The sequence below is a fragment of the Natrialba aegyptia DSM 13077 genome (genome assembly GCF_000337535.1).
Classification (GTDB): domain Archaea; phylum Halobacteriota; class Halobacteria; order Halobacteriales; family Natrialbaceae; genus Natrialba; species Natrialba aegyptia.
In genome coordinates, this window is the sequence record NZ_AOIP01000063.1 from 1 (window position 1) to 18971 (window position 18971).

Consider the following 18971-nt stretch of genomic DNA (forward strand, 5'->3'; position numbering starts at 1 on the left):
ACTCGACACTGACGAGTCGCTTGAGCAGGCCGTTACTGATGCTCATCGATCTGGGAGAAAGAGAAAACTCTCAGAAAAAGAGCAGCAAGAGTTCGAAGAAACTGTCCACGAATCTCCCGAAGAAGTTGGGGTAGACGCGCCGGCGTGGACGCCGGCGCTCGTCCAGCAGTCTCTCGACGAGACCTACGATGTCGAGTACTCAATCCCGAGCTGCCGGCGGTTGCTCAAAGAAGCGGGATTGAGCTATCAAAAACCACGACCTACAGCCGCCAAATCAGATGCTGAGGACCAAGAGACGTTCCGCGAGGGACTCAAAAAAAGCGGCGGGAGATGGACCCCACAGTAGTCTGTATCGATCAAACCAAGAAATCCGTCCAAGTTGAGCCGCGTACCACGTGGTTTCCGCGCGGCACGCGGCCGTCCGTCGAACTGTCTGGCCAACGCGACTGGACGTGTCTGTTGGGTGCGATCACCGAGGACGGTGATCGCTTTTTCGCTCGATTCAAAGAGTACGTTACCGCCACCCACGCAAAAATTTCATTCTTGCGTTATACCAAGAGTTCGAAGATGATCTGATTATTGTGCTGGATGGAGCCCCGTATTTTCAGGCGTCGGCCGTCACGGACCTGGCGGCGCGTGACGACCTTGCCTTCGTGAGGTTACCGGCGTATTCTCCCGAACTCAATCCAGTCGAAGAGTGCTGGAGACACCTCCAATCAGCCCGTAGCAACCGGTTCTTTGACTCTCTTCCTGAACTCACAACAGCGATTGATACCGCTCTTGAGCAGCTTTCTATCCCTAAAGTGAGCAACTATTTCTAACTCTTACTATAGTCGGCATTATCGCTATTGCTGATGAAGTTCGCTCGACCGCTGAACAGACGGTTAAACAGCTTCACGACCTCGGTATCACGCACGTGATTATGCTCATCGGGGACAACGAGGGGACGGCCCGGGCGATTGCAGAGCGGGTTGGTGTCGACGAGTACCGGGCCGATCTGTTACCGAACAAGAAGGCGGATGCCATAGAGGCGCTGCAGGCAGAACACGGTGGCGTGGCGATGGTCGGTGACGGTATCAACGACGCGCCAGCGTTGGCGACCGCTGAGATGGGGCGCGATGGGGACAACAGGTACGGATACCGCTCTTGAGACCGCCGATATCGCGTTGATGGCTGATGACATTGGTAACCTACCGTACCTCTACGCGCTGTCGCACGAGGCGAACGGCGTGATTCGACAGAATATCTGGGCGAGTCTCGGTGTGAAGGCTCTCCTTGCACTCGGTGTCCCATTAGCCTGGTAAGCGTGGTGCTAGCGGTCATCATCGGTGATATGGGAATGAGTCTCAGCGTGACGGGCAACGCATTGCGACTCTCCACGCTCGATCCCAGCCAGTATGTGGATTCTTAAGAATTGAAATGGACAGTCGCGCTAAACGGGCATCCAATGCGTATCTCGTCGGAGGCGGTACATCAACCTGGCCTAAAACCGGGAAGTGGGATAATAATTTTTAATATTCAATTCTGATTCTATTATTATATGAGCGTCGTCAGTGTCTCGATGCCAGAAGAATTGCTCAACCAAATCGACCAATTCGCAGATAATCACGGCTACACTGGTCGGAGTGAAGTACTCCGAGAAGCGAGTCGCAACCTCCTCGGCGAATTCGAGGATAAGAAACTCGAAGATATCGAGGGCGATGTCGTCGTCATCATTGCATTCAATTACGAACACGAAGCAGTGATCGAAGAGATTCACGATGTCCAACATCAGTTTCAGGACGTCATCACAACCACGGATCACATTCACGAAGGAGAGTAGTGTCTTGAAACTCTCTTCTGCCGCGGACCTGCAGAACGGGTTCGAGATCTCACCTATCGCTTGCAGGATTTTGATGCGGTAAGTCGGGTCAAATTGATGCTCCTTGCTGAACACTAAGCTTTACTCACGACGGGGTAGGTTGGTCAAGAAGATTGTCGTTAAGTGATGTGACTGAGTAATCCACCGCTCGGACATCGGGTACTGCTCGAACGGTATTGATAAACTCAGAGATGGCCTCTGTGGTTCCTTCCAAGACAAACAGCTCCATGCAGTATTGATCTCCAGCGTGTGCGTGAGTACTGGTGGAGACGATAGTGTCGTACTCATGCCGTATTCCCGTGAGATGCTGTTGAATGGTGGGTTGACAGTATTCGAAGATCGCTGTCACTGTACACATTTGCAATTGCCCGTCGACATTTCTTCCTTGAAACTCTTCAAACAGCATTCGTGTCCCTTCACGTACGACCTCACTCCGCCCACTGTAGCCGTGTTCGTCGGCGAACTCATCGATACTATTAAGTAACGGTTCGGGCATCGAGATGCTAACGACGCTCATATACTAAGTTACCCCACTGTCCTATTATTTCTTGTTATGACTAGACGCAGAAGATCGTAATAATTAGTATTTTAGTGGTGGGGACTCATAATCCAGATATGCTGTTCAGCAACGACCCAATACCGGTGTCAATCCTCAGTGGAAGCCTCGGTGCTGGAAAGACCACGACGCTCAACCATATCCTTAACAGCGAGCGAGAACTGAACGCCGCTGTCGTCGTCAATGATATGGGAGAGGTAAACGTCGACGCCGATCTCGTCGAGCGCGAGTCAGAACTCACCCAGGAAGACGATGGGATCATCGAACTCTCGAATGGGTGTATCTGCTGTCGGCTCCGCGGAGATATGCTTGACGAGGTAGGACGCTTAGCCGAAGAGCGAGACTTCGACTACCTTCTCGTCGAATCATCAGGAATTAGCGAACCGATTCCGGTCGCTCAGACGTTCGCCCGTGGATTCGAGGATGCGGAGTTCGACCCTACGGGAGTTTACGAACTCGATACGATGGTCAGCGTCGTCGACGCACACAGTTTCTGGCAAGGCTTCGACTCCGGCCAGGCGCTCACCGACGATTCCATCGAACCGCAGGGTAACCGCGTTCCCGAAGAAGCGCTCATGGACCAGATCGAGTTCTGTGACGTTCTCCTCCTGAACAAGTGCGATCTCGTTCCCGAAGCGGAACTGGATGAAATGGAGGCGGTACTGGAAGCACTACAGCCGCGGGCGAAGATCATCCGAACAGAACACGGCGTGGTCGACCCAACGGAAATCTTGAACACTGGACGATTCGACTTCGAACGCGCTAGCCAATCCGCCGGGTGGAAGCACGAACTACAGGGGGGACATCATCACGGGGCTGCCGCCGAGGAACATGGGGTCACTTCGTTCGTGTTCGACGCCGACAGACCGTTCCATCCCGAACGGATCGCCCAATTCTTTGCCGACATCCCGGATGGGATCATCCGTGCGAAGGGCTTTTTCTGGTCGGCGGGCCGGGAAGACATCGCGATGGGGCTCGACAAAGCCGGCCAGTCCGTCCGTGCTGGTCCGACCGGAACGTGGATCGCCACGCTCCCGAAGGCCGAACAGGAGCAGTACTTCGCTGCCCGTCCCGGGATCAAGGAGGACTGGGACGAACAGTGGGGTGACCGTGGTAACCAACTCGTGTTCATCGGCCGTGGGTTCGATCAGGAATCGCTCGTCGACCGCTTGAACGATTGTCTCCTCTCGGACGCGGAAATGGACGAGGACTGGAGTGAGTTCGCAGATCCGTTCAGTCCCGACGAGCAACGTGAGCTGGCGCTGGCCGACGATTGATGGCTGACGACGACAAACCGCCGGTGACGATCCTAAGCGGCGGACTCGGGGCTGGAAAGACGACCCTGCTCAACCACCTCCTCACCGTCGGCGGCGAGCGGCACGATATCGCAGTCCTCGTCAACGATGTCGGTGAGGTGAACGTTGACGCCGACCTCATCGAAAACGGCTCCGAGCTTTCGATGGCCGGTGGCGATGTTACGGAACTGTCGAACGGCTGTATCTGCTGTGGACTGCAGAACGAACTCGATCGAGAACTGAAACGTCTCGTATTCGAAACGGAGTTCGACTATCTGGTCATCGAAGCCTCAGGTATCAGCGATCCTGTTCCGATCGCACGGCGGTTCGTCACATCCGCCGGCGTCGCCGCGCTGTACGAACTCGACACGACGGTTACTGTGGTCGATACTCAACAGTTCCACCAGGCATTCGTCCGCGGCGACCCACTCAAACCGAGCGCCGACGACGCTCGACCACTCTCGGATCTACTCGCCGAGCAGGTCGAGTTCTGCGACGTGCTCGTCCTCAACAAGTGTGATCTCGTCTCCGATGCGGAACTCGAGGAGGTAGAACGTGTCATCCAAACGCTCCATCCCGGAGTAGATATCTCTCGGACGACCGAGAGCGCCGTCAACCCAGAGCGGGTTTTAGGCACGGGGAAGTTCGACAAAGATGCGGCGAGTAACGCTGCCCGATGGAAACAGGTTCTCTCTACTGACCACGAGAGCGCCACAGACGCTGAACCGCACGGGGACGACGACGAGACGAAAAGAGACCACGACGGCCACGAACACGACCATAGCGACGATCACAGCCACGAACATAAGCACAGCAACGACCACGATCACGACCACCTTCACCCACCCGAGGAGTTCGGTGTCGATTCGTTCGTCTACGAACGCCACCGACCGTTCCATCCCGAGCGGTTCCAGGAGTGGCTCCGTTCGTTCCCCGATTCCGTCGTCCGAGCGAAGGGCCACCTCTGGGTCGCTGGACGCGAGCGCTACGCCCTCGACCTGAGTCAAGCAGGCATACAGACCCACGTCGAGGTCAACGGTCGATGGGCGGTCACGCTTCCCGACCGCCAACGCGAATCCTACCGCGACTCGAAGTCGGATATCCACTGGGACGAACAGTGGGGTGACCGCGAAGTAAAACTCGTTTTCATCGGCGCTAGGATGGACGAATCCGCCATCGTCGACGCGCTTGACGACTGCCTCCTCTCGGAGACGGAAATGAACGACGATTGGGAGGTGTTCGAGAATCGGTTCCCGGGAACGATGGAGTGGTCTCAGCCTCCGATGGAACAGCGCTTGGTAATCGGTAACCAACAGTAGCCTCGAGTCGTTGCGAACTCTTCTCCTCGAGATCGATGAATAACTGATCTAGCACCTGTATCGATCCGCTCGTGAGAGCTATCGTGACCGCAGTAACGGTGAACGACGAGAGTCACCAGCCTATTGCTGGCGATCGAGTTCCGGAAATCCACATCAATCCTCTGTCCTCACCGGGCGAATCCGCACGCGAACGAAGCTGGGTAGGGTATTAGCTACTCAGCGTCCCAGTTACGGTCTCTTCGCCGGCAGTGATCGTCCACTCGTGCTCACCTGCGGAGAGATCAGAGCCACTGACACAGAGCCACGTAGCCTGACAGTCACCAGCGTCGATGTCGACCGTCGGAGACTCTGACATACCGTCGAAATCTAGCGTGGTTATCACTTCAACCGGGGAATCGCCGTGGTTTCTTGTTGTTACGTGGAATCGGGCATCCTCCGTCCCTGTCAGCGCTTGGCGAGGAGACTGAGACATCTACTTCTAGCTCTTCAGGGTCTTCTGACTCCTGGTTATCCTCAGGCCCATCTTGTTCGTCTTCGGTCCCCTCACTATTCTCGGCTGCGTTGAATCACTAGACGGCGTCGGGGAAGGTCAGTAAATCAAAGGAGTTGAAGCGGGGAGACTTCGGTGTCCATGACGAAAATCTCCCGCTTCACCGAGCGTTGTGTCTCGATTGCTCAAAGTGTTACGGGTGAACGAGGCGAATCCGCCACCGCTTGGGGCGGCGGATTCGCCGACTATGCCCTTGTTTCGCTGCATTGTCTCCGGATTTACCTCGATACATCCTATCGAATGACGATCGATCTGCTGAAGGAAATGCCGCAAATAACAGGGGAGATCGGCCTTGATGCGGCCGATCTCCCCGCACCATCCACGCTGTGTAAGGCGTTTGATCGGATCGAAATGAGTGTCTGTCGAGTGCTGCTGCGCCAGTCGGCGCAGCTGCACGATCTCTCTGAGCACGCTGCGATCGATGCAACGTTCTATGAACGAGATCGTGCTAGCCGCCATTACTGCCACCGAACGAATTATCGGGGTCAGACGCTCAAAGTGACAAAACTCGTCGATACAGCAACGCAAGCTGTGTTCGACCTTCACTGCTCGACGACGTTAGAAGGCAGTGACGCCGGCCTCTGTGAGCAGATCGCCCGCCGGAACGCGGGCGATCTGCGGTCTCTGGCCGCTGACAAGAGCTATGACAAGCAACAACTCCGCGAACGACTCCGTGAACTCGACATTCGCCCGCTGATCAAACACCGGATCTTCGCTCCATATGATCACGCACACAACGCCCGCATTGACGAAGATCGGTACGCTCAGCGGTCACTGACCGAAACCGTCAACTCCGCCGTCAAGCGCTCGCTCGGCTACGCCGTGCGAGCGCGAACCTGGTATCGAGAGTTCCGTGAAATCGCTCTGATGTGTGTCGTCTACAACATCAACCGTGCCATCAAACAGTGAAATCCACCGCCTTACAGCGATTCAACAGAGCCGGCTGATCATCGAGCATCCTCAAGGGAAAGATACGAGCCTTCCTTAGCCGAGATCCACGTTGTTCGTACCGACGCTCTATTCAGTGCCGAATAAATCGTGCACACATTCGGATCGTCGTCATACTGTTCTATTCGCGCATGGAAGAGCAGTGAGACGTCCCGATCGGGACCTGCTCTCCCTGAGTTGGATCGGTCAACAGGGTCGTATGATGTATCGGTCAAGGGATTGTAGGTACTAGGTAGTCGGTTACTCAGCGGTGCCGATCTCTTCCTGACTATCGTGTTCGAACGCTTCGCTTTCCTCGAGTTTCTCTGGTACCTCGAACGCGGGGAATCGATCTTCGACCGTGTCCCAATTGCCTTCCGTCTTTTTGTCGGTAAGCAGACACGCTTTGAGATAATTCCAGATTCCCTTGTAGAACTCGGTGGGATCGAGGTCCGACTGATCGAACTCGAGGGTAAGCGTCCGGGTGAGGGGGAGCGGATCGGCGACGAGATTTACGTCGAGGTTTGCCTCACCCAGAGCATCGACGAGCACGGTGATATCGTGATCGCTGCTCTTGCACGAGATATGATCGAGCGTGGTCGTCTTAGCAGCATCGTGGATCCTCGAAAACACCATCACGGGTCTCAATTGCGCTCCCATGTGTTACTAACTAGGTATTCGACTATAATATATCTTGTTATCTATATCAGTCAGTTTATTAATCTGGGTCGAGATACATCGGTTAGAAGGGAGGCCCCAGAACAGGTATGAAATCGACACCTTCACGAAGTCAGTTTGCATGTGTCATTGTCGGCGGTGGTATCCACGGAACGTACCTCGCCCAACGACTCCTCGAGGAGACATCCCTCGACAGGAGAAACATCGCAATCGTTGATCCACATCAGCAATTGCTCGCCTCATTTCGCGAAAAGGCGCGTACATGTGGGATGGAATCGCTTCGATCGTCGTTTGTTCACCACCTCGGAACGGAGCCGTTCGGACTCGAACACTTCGCAGAGGGAGCCGATCGAGAGGATGAACTCGTACCGACGGTCGACTATCCGCCCCGACCATCCTTGAACCTCTTCTTGGACTATGCAGAGTACGTGATCGAGAAAAATTCCCTCGAAGCGCTTCATGTACAATCAACCGTCGAAGCGATTTCCGAACGTAGCGATGGGCATGGGTTCCGGCTCGAGACAACGGCAGGGGTCATCGAGACACACAACTGTGTCCTGGCGATCGGACACGGCGGCCGATATCGGTGGCCTGATTGGGCAGTGGATGTCGAAGGTATCGAGCACGTCTGGGATGGTTTTGACCGGGACACCACGGTCGATCACACCATCGTTGTCGGTGGTGGGAGTACAGCCGGACACCTTGCGTGTACGTTGAGCGAGACGGAGTCAGTGACGATGATCACACGACACCCGCTCGAGTGGGAAGTGCTTGAGGCGGATCCGCCGTGGATAAACTGGTCGCACATGGAGAGGGAACTTCACGTACATCCACCTGGCTCACGTGAACGACTCGACGTAATCGAGGATGCACGGTATACTGCGACAATACCGACGTATCTCTCCCAAGAATTCGAGACGAAACTCGAGGAGGGAGCGCTTGCGCTTAAACAGGGAGAGATCTGGACGGCACGATGCGACAACGGATCCGTCCGACTCTTACAGAAGGGTGAAACGCGCACAGTCGCTGATCGAATCGTCCTCGCAACTGGATTTGAGCCGGTATTTCAGCACCCGTTTATCGAGCGCCTCGCGAGTGAAATTGAGTTGAATCGAGGATATCAGGGAATGCCAGTTCTAGATGATACGACGCTAGAGTGGCAGCGGGTCGATGGAAGCCAAACATCTCTCTACGTTTCCGGAGCGCTGGCACTCGGAACAGTCGGTCCGTATGCACCTAATATCCCTGGCGCGAGACGGGCTGCAGATCGAATAATGAAAGCAATCAGTTGAAGAGAACTTCAACTACCTCGCGCTCATCCTGGACGAGAACATCAAAGACGTCAAGCAGGGACTTGAGGACGCCGGCGTCATCATCGAACGGGAAGGGACGCCCGACGGTGCGACCGGTGAAGCCCCAGCAATCTACGTTCGAGATCCGTTCGGCTATCTCCTCGAACTCAAGGAACCTGTCGCGGAGATAGCCTAATCGACGCACGCATACAACCACCAACAGAACACAGTTCAGCACACATGGGACGCCTCATCGACGGTCACTGAAAGTCGACTGATGAATTGACCGAGACCGATCAGAATCGAAGTGACGATGGATTCCGGGCGTGGGTCTCCCCGGACTCTCGATATTCCCCTGAATCGGGACGCTATCACCGGTACATCGCCCGCACCTGTCCATGGGCACACGGAGCTGCCCTCGTTCGGAAACTGCTCGGACTCGAGGACAGCATCTCAATGGCCATCGTCGACCCCTACCGCGGGGCAGGTGGCTGACAGTTCACCCCTGACAAACCCGGCTGTACGCCGGATTCCATACACGGCTCGGACTTCCTCCACGAAGTCTACACAGCAGCTAACGCGGAGTATACTGGTGGCGTCACCACGCCAGTCCTCTGGGATCGAGAGGAGGGGACTATCGTTAATAACGAGTCTATCGAGATCATGGAGATGCTCGCGACGGCGTTCGCTGACCACAGCGACGAGTACGACCTGTATCCAGCGGGCAAGCGTGACCGCATCGACGACGCCATCGAGGAGATGCACGAACCGATCCTTCAGGGGATATATATGCCGGCTTTGCGGAGTCGCAAGACACCTACGAGCAAGCAGTCGAGGCTATGTTCGACCCCCTCGACCACTGGGAGGAAATACTCGCTGACCGGCGATTCCTCGTCGGAGACTCGCTCACCATCGCCGACCTCCGACTGTTCCCCGCGCTGGTCCGGTTCGACCCCGTCTACTATACGCATTTCAAATGTAACATCCGACGGCTTGTCGACTACCCCAATCTCTGGGGCTACACGCGCGACATCTACCAACACGACGGCGTCTCAGAGACGATTACTCTCGACCACATCAAGAAGCACTACTACCAGAGTCATACGGATATCAATCCGACCGGATTCGCACCTGCCGGCCCCGACACCGATTTTGCGATCCCTCACGATCGCAAATGAACAGTTAGTGAGTGATCTCAATCGAACGGCCCCTTATATTCAAAGTCACTGGGGGGAGAAAGGGTTCATATGAAACGTTCCAACTCGCCCGAAGCTGGATTCATCGATCCGAGTGGAGCGAACACCGAAGCCATCCGAGACCTCGCAGAGGACGTGCTCGATCAGCTCCTCGGGCAACTCGAAACGGCGGAAGACCGGTCGCCGTTACCTGACGAGTCGACCGCCCCTACGGGAACGATTCCAGAATTGCCACGGTCCCAGAATGACCTTCTCGACGACCTCGAGACGATCGTCGCGGGATCGATGAACCCTGCTCATCCGGGATATATCGGTCATATGGATACGATGCCGACAACGGTGTCGGTACTGGGTGACTGGGTGACCTCGTCGCATCGGCGGTCAACAACAATATGTTGAGCGTGGAGATGTCGCCAGTGTTCTCGGAACTCGAAGTCCAGTTGACCGAGACTATTGCCAGCGAGTTCGGCCTTGGGCCCGACGCCGGTGGGGTCCTCGCCAGCGGTGGCTCGCTCGCGAACCTGCATGCCCTTTCGGTCGCTCGGAACCAGGCATTCGATGTTCACGAGGGCGGGCTCGCCGGGCTGGATGGTGAACCGGTGCTGTTCGCGTCAGAGGTGGCACACACCTCCCTGCAGAAAGCCGCGATGCTACTGGGGCTCGGGACCGATGCGGTCGTCGCCGTCGAAACGGATGCGAACTCTCGAATGAAGCCGAGCGCGCTGAACCAGGCAGTCCAACAGGCCGAACGAGACGGTCTCGTGCCCTTCTGTGTCGTCGCGACCGCCGGCACAACCACGACCGGAAATGTCGATCCGCTCCCAGCGATTCTAGATGTCGTCGACGAACATGACCTGTGGTTCCACGTCGACGCAGCCTACGGCGGGGCCCTCGTCTTCTCTGAAGCCGAACGGGACCGACTTGATGGAATCGAGGAGGCCGACTCGGTGACGTTCAACCCCCAGAAATGGTGTTATGTTGCGAAGACCTGTGCGATGGCATTATTCGCCGATCTGGACGTCCTTGAGGAGGACTTCAGGGTTGGTGCGCCGTATATGCGTGGCGACGATGCGATTCCGAACCTCGGTGAGCTGAGCGTTCAAGGAACCCGGCGGGCGGAGGTTCTGAAACTTTGGCTCACCTTTCAGCACCTCGGTCGCGAGGGGCTCGGAGAATTGATCGACGAAAGCTACCGCCTGATAGCTCTGATTCGCGACCGCGTCGCTGACCAGAATGTCTTAGAGTTGGCCAGCGAGCCAGAGATGAACATCGTCTGTTTCCGTGCCGCGCCCGAATGGTGTCCACCGAACGAGCGAGATACACTCAACGGACGACTCCAGCGCTACCTGCTCTCCAGACAGGACGTCTTTGTATCGCTACCGACCTATCGGGACTCACGGTGGTTCCGAGTCGTTCTACTGAACCCGTTCACGGACAAATCGACGCTTGATCGACTGTTCGATGGGATCGAGAGGTTTCTTGAGGCTGAACGACCGTAACCGATTGAGATGATTTTGTTTTCCGATGTACCCTCATCTACACAGTCGGCATGCTCATCAGTATCTGAGAGGTACAAGCCAATCCAGACAAACGCTTACAGCGGAGGATGCTAACATAGCTAGTATGGCCCCCAAACCCGACGAAGACAGCGACGAAAACCTTCGAGAGGTTCGCGAGCTCACACCAAACGCGTGTGCAGGTGTCTAATCCCTCGACCAGTTTGGAATCAAGTGGCGGCTTCGGATTCTCTACAACCTGTTCCAAGGGGACCACCGATTTAACGAGTTGAAACGAGCCTCTGGGGCGAGTTCGTATACACTGTCTCGGGTCCTCGAATCACTCGAAGAAGACGCAATCGTCGACCGCAGTGTCGAGGAAGGACCGCTCGTCGAGACCCACAACAGCCTGACTAAGAAGGGTGAAGCACTCGAACCAGTTTTTGAGGCAATCGACGAGTGGAGTGCAGAGTGGGTCGGTGAAGCGGGCGACGAACCAACAACGATGACTGACGTGTGATCAGAGACCGAACGCTGTCGGTGTTAGTCGAACGCGTCGGCCGCCGCGGCCGTGTCCTCGAAGAACTGGTACTCAATGATTGCACCCTCACGAACGGCACATCTGAGTGCCCAGTCGCTCTCGAAGACGTTCCCCGTCGAAGTGATCCGGTGTTTGAGGTGGCCTGCCGAAAAGACCGTCTCTTGCTCACTGACCAACCGATCGACAGAGGGGTGAGCAGTTCGAGAACCGTCTTAGTTAAGCGAATTCCGCCAGATGGCGAAGGCTTGCAGCCATGTTTCAGCGGTCGCTGGATCGACGTGACTAAAACTATTACTGAACAAAGGGGTAAGTTGTTTTATCTTCCCAAGGATACGTTCTACCGTGTTCCGATTTCCGTGACGTTCGAGTCGAAATCGGAGCCCAGCTCGTTGCAATGCAGTCGCTAGATGGTGCGCTCGATCAACGAGAAACACGGCCTCATCGACGTCGTGTTTCTCACGAAGCTCTCGCAAAAACCGTTGGAGCAATGCCGTCGTAGTCGTTGTAAAGAGCACCAAATGCAGGAATTCGTTCGCTTCGGGATCGATAGCAGCGTACAGCCAGAACTGTTGGCCGTTGATTCAGATCACCGTCTCGTCGAGCGCGACGTGATCCGGGCTCCCGTTGCTAGCGGACTGTAGATCGGCCTTCTGCACCCAGTTGTGGACGGCTTTCCGCGACTGTTCGATGCCGAACTTCTCAAGTTCTAAGATAGTATTCGAAAGAGACAATCCTGCAAGATGGAGACAAATATCGAGCTTCATCAGCTGGGGTGGTGTCCGCTCTCGCTCCACAAGGTCTAATCACAATAAATCTTTTTGGCAGTGATCTGAAGAGGTTCGATGTTGAAATCGTTGATATCAGAGCTGAAGAAAATACGGATGCCGCTGACATGGTACTGAACACAAATAATTTGGCTTGAGGAATTTGTGCATAAGCGAACTGTATACTCAGCTATTACGTATTGCGAATGGTTAGTAAAGTAATCGAGCATAGATTCGAAAACAGTAAAAATATCAACAAATACTATCCATTCCTCCTGTCTTAGCGAACCCGATAGCGAACAAATAATTCCGAACTCGACAATACCTATGGTGAAAATGAACGTATATTAATTGTCTGTGGACATCACTACTGGACAATCAGAGTTCAGTAGTATCGACTGGTTCACACTACCGAAGATGGCTTTTCCCGCTGGGGATCGTTTACGACCTGCCACAACAATATACCGTGCATTTTGCTCATCAGCATAATTAATAATTTCATCTGCGGGATCCCCCATTAATCCAATAGCTTCAAACTGCCTGCTGAGGGGTTCTGCGGCCTCCTCTGCAATATTCGATGCAACATTTTTCACAGATACCAGGTCTATTGAATCCCCCTCTTTTGCTTTTGTCCTTCCTAAATCAACGAATTCTGACGTAGACAAACATGGATAGTATGAATTGTATCACCAAAAGTCTCTGCAAGTACTTCGGCTTGTTTAATGACGGTGTCTGCTCGATCTGACCGGTCCACGGCTGCGACAATTACCATGGAAGATAAATATCATCATGATACTTTATTCTTACTCTGGATAATGAACAAGAAGACTGATCATATGTCAGTTTCGTATAGAATTATCGATGTGGCTATCTCGCGATGGCGCTATCTCGCGATTTCCCGTTCGCCAAGTCACAATAGGACCAGTCTGCTCTATTGAATCCACGGAAGAAGCTAGAACCACTTCATGATGGTTTGTTCGAGATTGTGAGGTTCTTTACGTGATCGACCCGATACGTGTCGGTTGCGAGCGTGACAGTTACCGCGGATTGCGAGTTCACGATCGGCGTCAGTAATACTGAACACCACCCAAACGTGTTCCGCTGGTTCGACGCGGTCGCGACGGAACGCGGGTCGGCGACCGTCGGGAAGCTGAGATCGATCGGTCTCGAATTACAGACATACAGCCGTAAATAATGGGCAAATCTCGACGGTGGTGGCCGAACGGCAGTCGCTCGCCGCGAACCGCCATTTGGCACACGGTGTCCGTCGTTCAGTATTAGAGAACTCGACGGTAACGCGTGTTCGAAATTTCACAGTCGGTTGCAGACAGTCGCTCTCGAGTAGGATACCACCCGATGGAACACCGAGAGCGGGTGTGCTACGCTATCCGACGACGGGCGTAATTCGGCCGTTCGACCGGCTGGGAAAGCGCATCCAGGAGAGTTCCAGTGTATAACGCCCGAGTTCGCGCGATCGGTGCTCGTTCAGGGAAATTTATAGTGCTGGTCATCAGACACCGTCGTATGGCACCGACGATAACGAAGATTGAGAGCCGGGAGTTCGAGTATCCGCTCGAGGACGTCGGAACCGACCAAAACGGGTTCAACCTCGTCTACGATCCCGGTGAGACGACGTGGCGCAAACTGTTCGGAATCACGATCCATACGGACGTCGGCATTACCGGCGAGTACGTGGGCGGGAACTCGCCCGGCGCGGCCCAGATCAACATGTTCGCCGATTACCTCGTCGGACGAAACCCGCTCAAGCGGGAGAAACACTGGAGCGAGATCAAGCGGGCGCTCCGGAAGTACGACCGAATGGGAATCGGCCCGATCGACATCGCCCTCTGGGATTTCGCGGGAAAGTACTACGATGCGCCGATTCACGAACTGCTCGGAACCTACCGCGAGTCGATACCAGCCTACGCCTCGACGTACCACGGCGACGAAAACGGCGGACTGGACTCGCCAGAGGCCTTCGCCGACTTCGCTGAGGCGTGTCTCGAACGCGGCTTCCCGGGCTACAAAATCCACGGCTGGGGCGGCAGCGACGCGAGCCGGGAGATCGACCGCGAGCTCGATGCAATCGCAGCCGTCGGCGACCGCGTCGGCGACGAGATGGACCTCATGTTCGATCCGGCCTGCGAGTACGAAACGTTCGGTGACGCGCTCAAAGTCGGGCGCGCGCTCGACGAGTACGAGTTCTTCTGGTACGAAGACCCCTATCGTGACGGCGGCATCTCCCAGCAGGGACACCGTCGGCTCCGCGATCGACTCGATACTCCAATCTTGCAGACCGAGCACATCCGCGGCCTCGAATCCCACGCCGACTTCGTCGTCGGCGACGGGACCGATTTCGTCCGCGCGGATCCGGAGTACGACGGCGGGATCACCGGAGCGATGAAAATCGTCCACATGGCCGAGTCCTTCGGTCTCGACGTCGAGTTCCACGCGCCGGGGCCGGCCCAGCGCCACTGTATCGCCGCGACGCGCAACACGAACTACTACGAACTCGCGTTGCTGCATCCCCGCTGTCAAAATACGCAGCCGCCAGTTTACGAGGGCGGCTACTCGGATATGATCGACACGATCGACGACAGGGGCCACGTCACCGTGCCCGACGGGCCGGGTCTCGGCGTCGATTACGACTGGGGCTACATCGAGGAGAACGGGACGGGCTCGGTCCACGTCTACGAGTAAGCCTCGTTGACGGACACTGCAGGCATGATCGGGACCGGTGGGATCACCGGGGTGGGATCCCTCGGCGTGTTGGGGCGCTAGTTTGACTCCGCCGCTCGCAGGCCTTCTCAACGAGTGTGACGAGATGGAATCTGCTGAACCGTGGGAACGTGAGCGGACGGCGAAGCCGTCGCAGGTCGCTATTGATAAGATCGCTGTCTAGATTAATGACGAGTGGTCTTGGGCATATACTGCAACAGACATGGAATCAAAGCGAATCCGTGATGGTGCAGTCTGTGGTCGTCGAGACATTGATCCAGCCGCTGTATTTCTGCACCGATTGACCGAGAAACACGATCTTAGCAGCACGATGTTTCCCGTCGATGGCGACGGCTCGTTAACTACCCTCTCGGGTAGGATTCTGCGGTCAGTTCGACTACGTCGACCGATACCGCATCGAAAAGCGGTTTCACAGGCTCAAAACACGCGTTGATCGATTCCAGAACTCGCTGGTTGGCAGTCGGGCGACCGTCGAAGATTACTTGTCCATTTGGTACAATTCTCCAACAGGTAATGGGTATACCAATAACTAAATTGATAGGTGAAGCGGAGATGCTAAACTAGACAGTGCCGGCCGATAGTAGCCACTGAAAGTCAGTGCACACCTAGTCGTGCGACAGCTGTACGATCAGTGTGTAAACAGTTTCAGTTGTTACTATAGAGGAAACGTGTAATAAATCAGCTGTGTTGCCCATACACAGTTAACTCTGTGTTCTAATCAAAAATCTACCGGCCATTCGTAACCGATACCAGTTATTATATATTATCCTAGTCATATGGTTTTATGTGCTGGATGCTGGTTGTTCCCATAGAATGTCTACCGAATCTCAGCCAGTCAGCGATCGAAAGGGCAACATCGAACAACGCCATCAGGAGACCGCAGCGGACGTCGTTCCGCCGAACCTGAAGCTCTATATCGGCGGCGAATGGACAACGAGTTCGTCGGGAGAAACGTTCGAAACCCGTGACCCGACGACCGGCGACTCGCTCGCGACTATCCAAGCGGGGAATCACGAGGATATCGATCGGGCGGTGGAGGCGGCATGGACCGCCTACGACGAAACGTGGTCGGACTACACAGCAGCGGACCGGCAGCGCGTTCTCGAGGAAATCGCGGACAGAGTCGAGGAAAATAAAGAGCAGTTCGCCCTTCTCGAAACGCTCGATAACGGGAAGCCGATCAGTGAGTCCAGAGTCGATATGGAGCTCGTCGCCGACCACTTCCGCTATTTCGCCGGCGCGGTCCGCGTCAACGGCGGTGAGACGATCCCGAGTGGCGGTGATAGCCAGCACGTCCAAACGATCGCCGAACCGTACGGCGTCGTCGGCCAAATCATCCCGTGGAACTTCCCGCTGTTGATGGCGGCCTGGAAGCTCGGCCCAGCACTCGCCGCCGGAAACTGTTCCGTGCTCAAGCCGGCCGAAGAGACGCCGTTGACAGTCCTCAAGCTCATGGATGAGGTCGATGACGTGCTCCCCGACGGGGTTGTAAACGTCGTCACTGGATTCGGTCCCGAGGCCGGCGAACCGCTGGCGACGCATCCGGATATTCGGAAGCTCGCGTTCACCGGCTCGACCGAAATCGGCAAGCAGGTAATGGCACAGGCCGCCGAGAACGTCCACGACGTCACACTCGAACTCGGTGGGAAGAGTCCGCTGATCATCTATCCCGATGCGGATCTCGACAAGGCGGTCAACACGACGATAACAGCCATCTTCTACAACACGGGAGAGTGCTGTTCCGCGGGTTCGCGGTTGTTCATCCACAGCGACATCAAAGACGAGTTCCTCGACGCCTTGGCGTCCACCGCGGAGGATCTCGTCATCGACGATCCGCTCCTCGAAGAGACGACCCTGGGACCGAAGGTGACCGAAGAACAAGCCCAAAACACGCTCGAGTACATCCAGGAGGCGCGCGACGCCGGTGCCGATTTCATCACCGGTGGAGACGTGCCGGACGACGAAGCACTCGAAGAGGGAAGCTTCGTTTCGCCGACGCTGATCGACAACATCGACCACGACAATCGCGCCGTCCAGGAGGAAATCTTCGGCCCGGTCCAAGAAGTCTTCGAGTGGACCGACTACGAGAAGATGATCGAACTGGCGAACGACGTCGATTACGGACTCGCAGCCGGGATCCTTACGAACGACCTGACGAAAGCCTATCAGACGGCAAAAGACATCGAAGCCGGGACCATATGGGTCAACCAGTACAACTCCTTCCCAGCCGGGCAACCCTTCGGCGGCTACAAAGAGTCCGGTATCGGTCGCGAAATCGGATACGAAGCACTCGCCGACCACTATACGCAGACGAAAACCATCAACGTCGCGTTGGAGTAGGCGATGAGTGATCCGGTCTCGGTCCCGTTCTCCGAATGGGACGGCGAGCACGCCCGCCATCTTACCGTCGCACCTGACGGCAGTGTGTACGTCGTCCCGTCGGGTACCCACGAGCGCTTGCATCAAATCGTCGTTGGGAACTCGGCTATCGGAGCGCAGTTCGACGGACCGACCGGAACGAAGGTCGAACTCGCGCTTGCGGGCTGGGTGCAACTCCAGAGCGATCAGCTGATCGATCGAGTCAACGTCGACGCCCCCGACGGATTCGACGACACTGAACTCGTCCGAACGTTCGCCCGAATGCACGAGGCCGGATCGATCGCCGTCGCACTCCATCCGTCAGGGGAGGTACGGACGTGCACGATCCCCGAATTATCTCTTCCCGGTAACGGGGATCGCGTGCCGGTTTCATTGGGAGACGGGAACTAATACCGGTCGGCTGAATCCTCGAGTTCAATCGAGCGGACAACCCGACACGTGCGTACTCAAACCGGAACGAGCATACTCTCGCTGACAAAAATCGGCTCGAACCCGGCGAATGGATGTATCACTGGCCATCGTTTCGGGACAAACTGTGCGGTGTTCCCGCCAGCAGTGATGGAACGACAGTCTGCAGTGCCGTGAGTACCGTCGGTTCAGCGTAGCCGCCACGCGTTCCGTCGATGGAGTAATACCACCAGTTATATTACTGTCTAGAATTATTACTTCAGGGAGTACAATGACGAAGATCACAGATCGGATCCACACGACTCATATCGGTAGTCTCCCGCGGCCGCCAGAACTGCTGGAACTGCTTAAAAATCGACAAGACGGGGAAGACGTTGATGAAAGCGAGTGGACCACAACCGTCGCAGACGCCACGAATGCCGTCCTCGATCGACAGGCCGAAGTCGGCCTCGATATCGTCAATAACGGCGAACAGCCGCGAGTCTCGTTCAACTGGTATGTCGCGGACCGACTCAGTGGCATTGACGGCACGCGCGAGCAGGATCTCTGGGCCGACCTGCAAGCGTTTCCGGAGTACGCCGAGGAGACGTTCGAGACTGATATCATCGACCTCGCGATGCAGCCTGTCGTCACCGGTCCCGTCGAGTATACCGGCCACGAGGAGGCCAACGCTGAACTCGACGGATTCCGCGACGCGCTCGAAGCGGCTGACACCGACTTCGATGGAACGTTCGTAACCTCGGCATCGCCGAGTATCGTCGCAACCACACACGTCGACGAGTATTATGACTCGTACGAGGAGTTCCTTTTCGCCGTCGCGGATGCGATGCAAAAGGAGTACGAACTGATTGCCGAGACCGGAATGACCCTTCAACTCGACGCACCCGAACTGCTCACCATCGGCCAAACGGCGGCCTATGCGGACGAATCCCTCGAAGAAATCAGGGACGCTACTCGCCTTCACGTCGAG

15 protein-coding genes and 10 pseudogenes are annotated in these 18971 nt (G+C 55.8%); 17 read left to right on the forward strand and 8 right to left on the reverse strand.

The window, feature by feature from the left end; genetic code table 11:
* Together C480_RS22775 and C480_RS22780 are read left to right on the forward strand one after the other, a co-directional pair.
* Positions 1-821 (forward strand): annotated as a pseudogene (locus C480_RS22775) (IS630 family transposase); the annotation flags it as partial.
* Positions 822-829: 8 nt separating this feature from the next.
* Positions 830-1411 (forward strand): annotated as a pseudogene (locus tag C480_RS22780) (HAD-IC family P-type ATPase); the annotation flags it as partial.
* 72 nt (positions 1412-1483) lie between these two features.
* On the opposite strand, the gene C480_RS24880 reads toward C480_RS22780, so the two are convergent.
* Positions 1484-1675: a hypothetical protein gene (locus C480_RS24880; protein ID WP_394296358.1), complete on the reverse strand. Its 192-nt coding sequence runs from the start codon at positions 1673-1675 to the stop codon at positions 1484-1486.
* Between C480_RS24880 and C480_RS21080 the strand changes: the two are divergent.
* A pseudogene (locus C480_RS21080) lies at positions 1586-1939 on the forward strand (CopG family ribbon-helix-helix protein). The gene C480_RS24880 and the pseudogene C480_RS21080 sit on opposite strands and share 90 nt — an antisense overlap.
* A 7-nt stretch (positions 1940-1946) precedes the next feature.
* On the opposite strand, the gene C480_RS21085 reads toward C480_RS21080, so the two are convergent.
* Positions 1947-2378 (reverse strand): CopG family ribbon-helix-helix protein, encoded by a 432-nt coding sequence (locus C480_RS21085; protein WP_006667691.1) that lies wholly within the window; start codon positions 2376-2378, stop codon positions 1947-1949.
* Positions 2379-2476: 98 nt separating this feature from the next.
* Here C480_RS21085 and C480_RS21090 point away from each other — a divergent pair, with 98 nt between their 5' ends.
* Entirely contained in the window at positions 2477-3694 is a 1218-nt protein-coding gene (locus tag C480_RS21090; protein WP_006667692.1) for a GTP-binding protein, read from the forward strand.
* Positions 3694-5031, forward strand: coding sequence for a GTP-binding protein (locus C480_RS21095; protein ID WP_006667693.1), 1338 nt, complete (start codon positions 3694-3696; stop codon positions 5029-5031). Before C480_RS21090 ends, C480_RS21095 begins: the two co-directional genes overlap by 1 nt.
* Positions 5032-5239: 208 nt before the next feature.
* On the opposite strand, the gene C480_RS23595 is transcribed toward C480_RS21095, so the two are convergent.
* Positions 5240-5386 carry a hypothetical protein gene (locus C480_RS23595; RefSeq protein WP_161607040.1) on the reverse strand — a complete coding sequence of 49 codons (147 nt, stop codon included), beginning with the start codon at positions 5384-5386 and terminating at the stop codon, positions 5240-5242.
* A gap of 276 nt (positions 5387-5662) precedes the next feature.
* Here C480_RS23595 and C480_RS21100 point away from each other — a divergent pair, with 276 nt between their 5' ends.
* Positions 5663-6490 carry an IS5 family transposase gene (locus C480_RS21100; RefSeq protein ID WP_083873458.1) on the forward strand — a complete coding sequence of 276 codons (828 nt, stop codon included), beginning with the start codon at positions 5663-5665 and terminating at the stop codon, positions 6488-6490.
* 38 nt (positions 6491-6528) lie between these two features.
* Here C480_RS21100 and C480_RS24985 read toward each other — a convergent pair whose 3' ends face one another.
* Together C480_RS24985 and C480_RS21105 are read right to left on the reverse strand one after the other, a co-directional pair.
* On the reverse strand, positions 6529-6744 hold the full coding sequence (locus C480_RS24985; RefSeq protein ID WP_083873459.1) for a DUF7511 domain-containing protein: 216 nt from the start codon (positions 6742-6744) through the stop codon (positions 6529-6531).
* A 25-nt stretch (positions 6745-6769) separates the two neighbouring features.
* Positions 6770-7144, reverse strand: a complete 375-nt coding sequence (locus C480_RS21105) for a hypothetical protein (protein ID WP_006667695.1) — start codon at positions 7142-7144, stop codon at positions 6770-6772.
* Positions 7145-7275: 131 nt separating this feature from the next.
* Here C480_RS21105 and C480_RS21110 point away from each other — a divergent pair, with 131 nt between their 5' ends.
* The 6 genes and pseudogenes from C480_RS21110 to C480_RS21130 all read left to right on the forward strand — a co-directional run bounded on the left by C480_RS21110 (position 7276) and on the right by C480_RS21130 (position 11690).
* On the forward strand, positions 7276-8478 hold the full coding sequence (locus C480_RS21110; RefSeq protein WP_049904177.1) for an FAD/NAD(P)-binding protein: 1203 nt from the start codon (positions 7276-7278) through the stop codon (positions 8476-8478).
* 1 nt (position 8479) lies between these two features.
* Positions 8480-8674: pseudogene (locus tag C480_RS24885) on the forward strand (VOC family protein); the annotation flags it as partial.
* Between the two features lie 86 nt (positions 8675-8760).
* Positions 8761-9656: pseudogene (locus tag C480_RS24890) on the forward strand (glutathione S-transferase family protein).
* Positions 9657-9725: 69 nt separating this feature from the next.
* Complete coding sequence (locus C480_RS24415; RefSeq protein WP_241433906.1) at positions 9726-10073, forward strand: hypothetical protein; 348 nt, start codon at positions 9726-9728, stop codon at positions 10071-10073.
* Between the two features lie 17 nt (positions 10074-10090).
* On the forward strand, positions 10091-11173 hold the full coding sequence (locus C480_RS21125; RefSeq protein WP_241433907.1) for a pyridoxal phosphate-dependent decarboxylase family protein: 1083 nt from the start codon (positions 10091-10093) through the stop codon (positions 11171-11173).
* A gap of 124 nt (positions 11174-11297) precedes the next feature.
* A pseudogene (locus tag C480_RS21130) lies at positions 11298-11690 on the forward strand (winged helix-turn-helix transcriptional regulator).
* A 23-nt stretch (positions 11691-11713) separates the two neighbouring features.
* On the opposite strand, the gene C480_RS23600 reads toward C480_RS21130, so the two are convergent.
* The 3 genes and pseudogenes from C480_RS23600 to C480_RS22800 form a co-directional block, all read right to left on the reverse strand.
* Positions 11714-11887, reverse strand: coding sequence for a hypothetical protein (locus tag C480_RS23600; RefSeq protein WP_006667701.1), 174 nt, complete (start codon positions 11885-11887; stop codon positions 11714-11716).
* 36 nt (positions 11888-11923) lie between these two features.
* Positions 11924-12505: pseudogene (locus C480_RS22795) on the reverse strand (IS6 family transposase).
* A 317-nt stretch (positions 12506-12822) separates the two neighbouring features.
* A pseudogene (locus C480_RS22800) lies at positions 12823-13247 on the reverse strand (universal stress protein).
* 752 nt (positions 13248-13999) lie between these two features.
* Here C480_RS22800 and C480_RS21145 point away from each other — a divergent pair.
* From C480_RS21145 to C480_RS21160, 5 genes and pseudogenes are all read left to right on the forward strand, one after another.
* Positions 14000-15175 carry a mandelate racemase family protein gene (locus C480_RS21145; protein WP_006667704.1) on the forward strand — a complete coding sequence of 392 codons (1176 nt, stop codon included), beginning with the start codon at positions 14000-14002 and terminating at the stop codon, positions 15173-15175.
* Between the two features lie 157 nt (positions 15176-15332).
* Positions 15333-15747: pseudogene (locus C480_RS22805) on the forward strand (IS6 family transposase); the annotation flags it as partial.
* A gap of 280 nt (positions 15748-16027) precedes the next feature.
* Positions 16028-17554 carry an aldehyde dehydrogenase family protein gene (locus C480_RS21150; RefSeq protein WP_006667705.1) on the forward strand — a complete coding sequence of 509 codons (1527 nt, stop codon included), beginning with the start codon at positions 16028-16030 and terminating at the stop codon, positions 17552-17554.
* 3 nt (positions 17555-17557) lie between these two features.
* Entirely contained in the window at positions 17558-17983 is a 426-nt protein-coding gene (locus C480_RS21155) for a hypothetical protein (RefSeq protein ID WP_006667706.1), read from the forward strand.
* 289 nt (positions 17984-18272) lie between these two features.
* A pseudogene (locus C480_RS21160) lies at positions 18273-18971 on the forward strand (methionine synthase); the annotation flags it as partial.

Bases quoted from the DNA above. Each gene is read 5' to 3' on its own strand.
- C480_RS21085 (WP_006667691.1), bottom strand. From the start codon at position 2,378: ATGAGCGTCGTTAGCATCTCGATGCCCGAACCGTTACTTAATAGTATC.
- C480_RS21090 (WP_006667692.1), top strand. From the start codon at position 2,477: ATGCTGTTCAGCAACGACCCAATACCGGTGTCAATCCTCAGTGGAAGC.
- C480_RS21095 (WP_006667693.1), top strand. From the start codon at position 3,694: ATGGCTGACGACGACAAACCGCCGGTGACGATCCTAAGCGGCGGACTC.
- C480_RS23595 (WP_161607040.1), bottom strand. From the start codon at position 5,386: ATGTCAGAGTCTCCGACGGTCGACATCGACGCTGGTGACTGTCAGGCT.
- C480_RS21100 (WP_083873458.1), top strand. From the start codon at position 5,663: ATGACGAAAATCTCCCGCTTCACCGAGCGTTGTGTCTCGATTGCTCAA.
- C480_RS21105 (WP_006667695.1), bottom strand. From the start codon at position 7,144: ATGGTGTTTTCGAGGATCCACGATGCTGCTAAGACGACCACGCTCGAT.
- C480_RS21110 (WP_049904177.1), top strand. From the start codon at position 7,276: ATGAAATCGACACCTTCACGAAGTCAGTTTGCATGTGTCATTGTCGGC.
- C480_RS24415 (WP_241433906.1), top strand. From the start codon at position 9,726: ATGAAACGTTCCAACTCGCCCGAAGCTGGATTCATCGATCCGAGTGGA.
- C480_RS21145 (WP_006667704.1), top strand. From the start codon at position 14,000: ATGGCACCGACGATAACGAAGATTGAGAGCCGGGAGTTCGAGTATCCG.
- C480_RS21150 (WP_006667705.1), top strand. From the start codon at position 16,028: ATGTCTACCGAATCTCAGCCAGTCAGCGATCGAAAGGGCAACATCGAA.
- C480_RS21155 (WP_006667706.1), top strand. From the start codon at position 17,558: ATGAGTGATCCGGTCTCGGTCCCGTTCTCCGAATGGGACGGCGAGCAC.